1 pseudogene is annotated in these 7,790 nt (G+C 77.2%); it reads left to right on the top strand.

The features are described 5' to 3' along the window. Positions 1-1,204: 1,204 nt before the first annotated feature. Positions 1,205-7,790, top strand: a pseudogene (locus tag IG88_RS44025) (type I polyketide synthase); the annotation flags it as partial.

The following is a 7,790-nucleotide window of genomic DNA, read 5'->3' as shown; positions in this document are numbered from 1 at the left end:
GGCTGTGCTTCCGGTGGTTTCGAATGTGACCGGGGAGGTGGCGGGTGCGGAACTGGCGACGGTGGAGTACTGGGTGCGGCATGTCCGGGAGGCCGTGCGCTTCGACGACGGCATCACCACCGCACACGCCGCGGGCGCCCGGCGCTACCTCGAACTCGGCCCCGACGGCGTCCTGACCTCGCTCGCCCAGGACAGCCTGGCCGAACGGGGCGCCGACCGGAACGTGCTCGCCGTCTGCGCACTGCGCCACGACCGGCCCGAGAGCACCACCCTGCTGACCGCCCTGGGCCGACTGCACACCGCCGGCCAGGACGTCGACTGGGCCGCCTGCTTCGCCCCGTACGGCGCCCGCACGGTGGACCTGCCCACCTACGCCTTCCAGCGCCGCCGCTACTGGGCCGCCCCGGCCACTCCGTCACCGGCGCCGGTCGATCCGCTGCGCTACCACGCCGCGTGGGAGCTCGTGCCGGACGGCGCGTCGCCGTCGCTGAGCGGCACGTGGGCCGTCGTCGTCCCTGCGGGCACGCACCGCCCCGAAGCGGTCGCCGAGGTGACGGCGGCTCTGCGGGAGCACGGCGCACGGCCCGAACTGGTCGAGATCGATCCGTCCGCGGCCGACCGGGCCGGGGTCGCCGAGGCACTGCGGGCCGCGCTCGGCGAGGAGGGACGCGGCGTGGTCTCGCTGCTCGCCCTCGACGCCGGACCCGACGGGGGTGCCGCGGCGACGGCCGTACTGCTGGCAGCCCTCGCCGGGCCGGGCGGCGGCCGGCTGTGGGCGCTGACCCGGGGCGCGGTGTCGGTGAGCCCCTCCGACGTGCTGGCCGCGCCCGATCAGGCCCAGGTGTGGGGCATGGGCCGCGTCGCCGCGCTGGAACACCCGGAGCACTGGGGCGGGCTCGTGGACCTGCCCGACGCGCTGGACGACCGGGCCCGCGCCCGGCTGTGCGCCGTCCTCGCGGGCGGCACCGGGGAGGACCAGACCGCCGTACGAGCCTCCGGACTCCACGCCCGCCGTCTCCACCACGCGGCCCCTCGGACGCCCGCGAGCCCCGGCACGGGGACCGCGAACGCCGCGGACCGGGACGACGCCCGCACGGAGAGGGAGGACACCGGCCTGCGGGACGACGGCCGCCAGGACAGGGACGGTGCTCGTGGGCAGCAGGAGGACGTCGGTCCGGAACGCGACGACGCCCGTCCGTACACGCGCGGCACCGTTCTGGTGACCGGTGGTACCGGGGCTCTCGGGGCGCGTGTCGCCGAGTGGCTGGCCAGGGCCGGTACCCGGCACGTTCTGCTCGTCGGCCGGCGTGGTGCCGGGGCCGACGGTGCCGCGGACCTCGTGGCCCGGCTGGGCGAGCTGGGGGCCGGGGCGACCGTCGCCGCCTGTGACGTGGCGGACCGGGAGGCGCTGGCCGGTCTGATCGCCGAGCTGCCCGAGGACCGCCCGTTGACCGGTGTCGTGCACGCCGCCGGCGTCCTCGACGACGGGGTGCTGGACTCGCTCACCCCCGACCGGTTCGCCGCGGTCGCCGCGCCCAAGGCGGCCGGCGCCCGGAACCTGCACGAACTCACCCGCGACCTCGACCTGTCCCTGTTCCTGCTGTTCTCGTCCGTCGCCGGTGCCGTCGGTCTGGCCGGACAGGCCAACTACGCGGCGGCCAACGCCTACCTGGACGCCCTCGCCGTACACCGCCGAGGGCTCGGCCTGCCCGCCACCGCGGTGGCCTGGGGCGGCTGGGCCGGCGCGGGCATGGCGGGGGACACCCAGGCGGCCCGCGACCGGCTGGCCCGCACCGGCCTGCGCCCCCTCGACCCCGCCGCCGCGCTCGCCGCGCTCGACCGGGTCCTCGCCGACGGGGAGAGCGACGTGATCGTCGCCGACATGGACTGGGAACGGTTCGCGTCCCAGCTCGCCCCCGGCCGGCCGCACCCCCTGTTCCGCCGTATCCCGGAGACGGAGCAGGCCCGGCCCCGGGCCACCGGTCCGCGCACCGCCGAGCCGGCCCACCGGCTCGCGGGGCTCGACGGCGACGCGCTGCACCAGGCCCTGCACGACCTGGTCGCCGGCGAGATCGCGGCAGTCCTGGGTCTTGCGGCCACCGACCGGGCGGCGGGCGACCGCACCTTCAAGGCGCTCGGCTTCGACTCCCTCATCGGCGTCGAGTTCCGCAACCGGCTCGCCACCGCGCTCGGCAGGCGGCTGCCCCCGAGCCTGATCTTCGACCACCCCACGCCCGACCGCCTCGTCGCCCACCTGGCCGCCGTCCGCACCGGCGGCCGCCCCGCGACCCCCGGCGACCGGCCCGCGCCCGCCGGCGGACGGGCGGGGGACGGAACGCGCACGCACGACGACCCCGTCGTGGTCGTCTCCGCCGCCTGCCGGTTCCCCGGCGGCGTACGAACCCCCGAGGACCTGTGGCAGCTCGTCCTCGACGGCCGCGACGCGATCGGCCCCTTCCCCGCGGACCGCGGCTGGGACCTCGACGGCCTGTACGACCCCGACCCGGCCGCCCCCGGCACCAGCTACGTCCGCGAGGGCGGATTCCTCACCGGCGTCGCCGACTTCGACGCGGACTTCTTCGGGATCTCGCCGCGTGAGGCGCTGGCGATGGACCCGCAGCAGCGGCTGCTGCTGGAGACGTCGTGGGAGGCGCTGGAGCGGGCCGGCATCGTCCCGGCCTCCCTCGCCGGCAGCCGTACCGGCGTCTTCGTCGGCTCCAACGGACAGGACTACGCGCGGCTGCCGCACTCCGCCGACGTTGAGGGGCACGTGCTGACCGGCACCGCCTCCAGCGTGCTCTCCGGCCGCATCGCCTACACCCTCGGGCTGGAGGGCCCCGCACTGACCGTCGACACCGCCTGCTCCTCCGCGCTGGTCGCCCTGCACCTGGCCGTACGGGCGCTGCACGCCGGCGAGTGCGACCTCGCCCTCGCCGGCGGTGTGACGGTGATGTCCGGGCCGGAGATCTTCGTCGAGTTCTCCCGGCAGCGCGGCCTGTCCCCCGACGGGCGCTGCCGGGCCTTCGGCCCCGACGCCGACGGCACCGGCTGGGCGGAGGGCGCGGGCACCCTCGTCCTGGAACGCCTCTCCGACGCCCGCCGCCTCGGACACGAGGTGCTGGGCGTCGTACGGGGCACCGCCGTCAACCAGGACGGTGCCTCCAACGGGCTCAGCGCCCCCAACGGCCCCGCGCAGCAGCGGGTGATCCGCCAGGCCCTCGCCGAGGCCGGGTGCGCGCCGGCCGACGTGGACGCCGTGGAGGCGCACGGCACCGGCACCCGGCTGGGCGACCCGATCGAGGCGCAGGCCCTGCTCGCCACGTACGGCCAGGACCGGCCCGCCGACCGGCCGCTCCACCTCGGCTCGGTCAAGTCCAACATCGGGCACACGCAGGCCGCCGCCGGACTGGCCGGCGTACTCAAGATGCTGTCGGCCCTGCGGCACGGGCACCTGCCGAAGACCCTGCACGCCCCCCACCCCACCCCCGAGGTCGACTGGTCCGAGGGCGCCGTCGCGCTGCTCACCGAGGCCCGTCCCTGGCCGGACGTCGACCGGCCGCGCCGCGCCGGCGTCTCCGCCTTCGGCGTCAGCGGCACCAACGCCCACGTCATCCTGGAGCAGGCCCCCCTCGCCCCCGCCGCCACGGGACCCGCCACCGGCCCCGCCCCCCGGCCGCCCGCGCTGGACGGCAGCGTGCCGCCCTGGGTGCTCACCGCCCGTTCCGGCCCGGCGCTCGCCGCACTCGCGGACCGGCTGCGCGCCACGGCCACGGCGGCGGACCCGGCCGGCGTCGCGCAGTCACTCGTCACCACCCGCAGCGTCTGGGCCGAGCGCGCCGTACTGCTCACGGACGGCTCCGAGGAGCACACCGCCGCCCTCGCCGCCCTCGCCCGTGACGAGGCCGACCCCCGGGTGGTGCGCGGCACCGCCGACACCCGCGGCCGCGTCGTCTTCGTCTTCCCCGGCCAGGGCGCCCAGTGGGCCGGCATGGCCGCCCGGCTGTGGGAGTCGGCACCGGAGTTCGCGCGCTGGATGGAGCGCTGCGACCAGGTGCTGCGCCCGCTCACCGACTGGTCCCTGACCGAGGTGATCCACCAGGCCGCCGACGCCCCCGGCCTCGACCGGGTGGACGTGCTCCAGCCCGCCTCCTGGGCCGTGAGCGTCTCGCTGGCCGCCCTGTGGCGGTCCTGCGGTGTCGAACCGGCCGCCGTCGTCGGGCACTCGCAGGGCGAGATCGCCGCGGCCTGCGTCGCGGGCGCCCTGTCCCTGGAGGACGCGGCCGCCCTGGTGACCCTGCGCAGCCGGCTCATCCGCGAGCACCTGTCCGGGCACGGCGGCATGGTCTCGGTCGCCCTGTCCCCGCGGGACACCGAGGAGCGCATCGCCCGCTGGGCGGGCCGGATCTCCCTCGCGGCCCACAACAGCCGCCACTCCACCGTCGTCGCCGGAGACCCGGAGGCCCTGGCCGAACTGCTCGCCGGCTGCGAGGCGGACGGCGTACGGGCCCGCCGCATCCCCGTCGACTACGCCTCCCACTCGGCCCACGTGGAGCGGATCGAGGACCAACTGGGCGAACTGGCCGCCCACATCACGCCCCGTTCCGCGGCGATCCCCTTCCATTCCACCACCACCGGCGCCCCGCTCGACACCGCGGGCCTCGACGCCGCCTACTGGTACCGCAACCTCCGGCGGCCCGTGCTGTTCGGGCCGGTCACCGAGGAACTCCTCGCCCAGGGCCACGACGTGTTCCTGGAGATGAGCCCGCACCCCGTACTCGTCCCGGCCGTGCAGGACGCCGCCGACGCGCTCGGGGCCACCGCCGCCGCGGTGGGCAGCCTGCGCCGGGACGACGGCGGGCCCGAGCGGTTCGCGCTCTCCCTGGCCGAGGCGTTCGTCCGGGGCGCGCCCGTCGACTGGACGGCCGTGCTCGGCTCCCCGGGCACGGCGGACCGCCCGGTCGCCCTGCCCACCTACCCCTTCCAGCGCACCCGGTTCTGGCCCGAGCCCGCCCCGCGGCCGGCCGGCCCGGCCGCCGACGGCGCGGACGAGACGCTGTGGCAGGCCGTCGAGCGCGGCGACCTGAGCGCCGCCGCGGCCGAACTCGCCCTCCCGGACGGCGAGTCGCTGCGGGAGGTGCTGCCCGCCCTGTCCGACTGGCGCCGACGCCGCAAGGACTCCGCGACGCTCGACACCTGGCGCTACCGCGTCACCTGGACACCTGCCGCCCCGCCCCCCGGTGCCGTCCCGCCCGGCGACTGGCTGCTGGTGACCGACGACCCCGAGGCGCCCCTCACCCGCTGGGCGGCGGACGCCCTCGGGCAGGACACCGTCACCGTGGTCGGCCCGGAGGACGTGCCCGGCCGGCCGCGCACCCCGCGGGACACGCCGTGGACCGGCGTCCTGTCGCTGCTGGGCCTCGCCGACCGCCCCCACCCGCACCACCCTGCCCTGCCGACGGGCCTCGCCGGCACGGTGACCCTGCTGGCCGCCCTGCGCACGGCCGGGATCGACGCACCCCTGTGGTGCCTGACCAGCGGCGCCGTCGCCACCGGCGGCCAGGACCCGGTCACCGCGCCGGGGCAGGCCCCGCTCTGGGGACTGGGCCGGGTCGCCGGACTGGAGACCCCCGCCGCCTGGGGCGGACTGGTCGACCTGCCCGCCGCACCCGACGAGGACACCGCGGAGCAACTGCGGGCCGTACTCACCGCCGCCGGAACCGAGCAGGAGTACGCCCTGCGCCCCAGCGGCACCTACGTACGCCGACTGGTGCGCGCACCCCTGCCGGACGGCCCCGCCCCCCGCTCCTGGCGCCCCCGGCCCGACGGCACCGTCGTGGTCACCGGCAGCACCGGCGCGCTGGGCGCCCGGGTGGCCCGCAGGCTCGCCCGCGAAGGCGCCGGCCACCTGCTGCTGACCAGTAGGCGCGGCACCGACGCGGAGGGCGCCGCCGAACTCGCCGCCGAACTCCGCACCCTGGGCGCCGAGGTGACGGTCGCCGCCTGCGACGTCGCCGACCGCGGCCGGCTCGCCGCCGTCCTGGACGACGTACCCGAGTCGTTCCCGGTCCACGCCGTCTTCCACACCGCGGGCGTCAGCCACGACGTCCCGCTCGCCGAGGCCACCCTCGGTGGGCTCGCCGACGTCGCCGCCGCCAAGACCCTCGGCGCCCGGCACCTGGACGAACTGCTCGCCGGGCACGACCTGGACGCCTTCGTGCTGTTCTCCTCCGGTGCCGCGGTCTGGGGCAGCGCGGGCCAGGGCGGCTACGCGGCGGCCAACGCCTATCTCGACGCCCTCGCCGCCGACCGGCGCCGCCGCGGCCTCACCGCCACCTCGGTGGCCTGGGGCGGCTGGGCCGGCGGCGGCATGGTCGACGCCGGCCTCGCCCGCGAACTGGCCCGCGGCGGCGTGCGCTCGATGGACCCGGACCTGGCCGTCACCGCGCTCCAGCAGGCCCTCGACCACGACGAGACCACCCTGACGGTCACCGACACGGACTGGGCCCGCTTCGCCGCGACGTTCACCGCGGCCCGCCACCGCCCCCTGCTCGACACGATCCCCGAGGCCGTCCCCGCCGTTCCGGCCGCGCCCGGCCCCGAGGAGTCCGGCCTCACCGCCCGCCTGGCCCACCTGCCGGCCGGTGAGCGCGACCGGGAACTGCTCGAACTGGTCCGTGCCGCCGCCGCCCTGGCCCTCGGGCACCGCGACGGCGCCGACTCCGTCAGCCCCTCCAAGCCCTTCAAGGAGCTGGGCTTCGACTCGCTGACCGCCGTCGACCTGCGCAACCGCCTGGTGGCGGCCACCGGGGTCCGGCTGCCCGCCACCCTCGTCTTCGACCATCCCACGCCCCGTGCGGCGGCCGATGCGCTGCGGACCCTGCTGTTCGGCACGGAGCGGGCCCAGGCCGAGACCACGGCACCGGCCGTCCCCGCGGACCGCGCCGCGGACTCCGGGGACGACGACCCGGTCGTCATCGTGGCGATGGCCTGCCGCTACCCCGGCGGCGCGACCACCCCGGAGGAGTTCTGGAAGCTGCTCGCGTCCGGCGGCGACGGCGTCGGGGGCTTCCCCACCGACCGGGGCTGGGACATCGCCCCCGACGCGGCCTTCTCCCCGACCGGCGCCTTCCTGGAGGGTGCCGCCGACTTCGACGCGGCGTTCTTCGGGATCTCGCCGCGTGAGGCGCTGGCGATGGACCCGCAGCAGCGGCTGCTGCTGGAGACGTCGTGGGAGGCGCTGGAGCGGGCCGGGGTCGACGCCGGTTCCCTGCGCGGCAGCCGCACCGGCGTCTTCGTCGGCGCCGGCTCGCACGACTACAGCACCCTGGTCGCCACCCTGGAGGGCGGCCAGGACTACGCCCTCACCGGCGCCGTCGGCAGTGTCCTGTCGGGGCGGATCGCCTATGCGCTGGGTCTGGAGGGGCCCGCGCTGACGGTGGACACGGCGTGCTCGTCCTCCCTGGTGGCGCTGCACCTGGCGGCGCAGTCCCTGCGCAACGGCGAGTGCGACCTGGCCCTCGCCGGCGGTGTTCGCCCGTCAAGGGGGGCTGGCTCCGGACGGGCGCTGCAAGGCGTTCGCCGACGGCGCCGACGGTACGGGGTGGGGTGAGGGTGTTGGTGTGCTGGTGTTGTCGCGGTTGTCGCGGGCGCGTCGGTCGGGGTGCCGGGTTCTGGCGGTGGTGCGGGGGTCGGCGGTCAATTCGGACGGTGCGTCGAACGGGTTGACGGCGCCGAACGGTCCGTCGCAGCAGCGGGTGATCCGGCAGGCGCTGGCCTCGGCGGGACTGTCG

This window comes from Streptomyces sp. NRRL F-5650 (assembly GCF_000721365.1).
Classification (GTDB): domain Bacteria; phylum Actinomycetota; class Actinomycetes; order Streptomycetales; family Streptomycetaceae; genus Streptomyces; species Streptomyces ardesiacus.
Note: the sequence above shows the minus strand (reverse complement) of the source record. Positions and strands in the feature narration are given on the sequence as shown.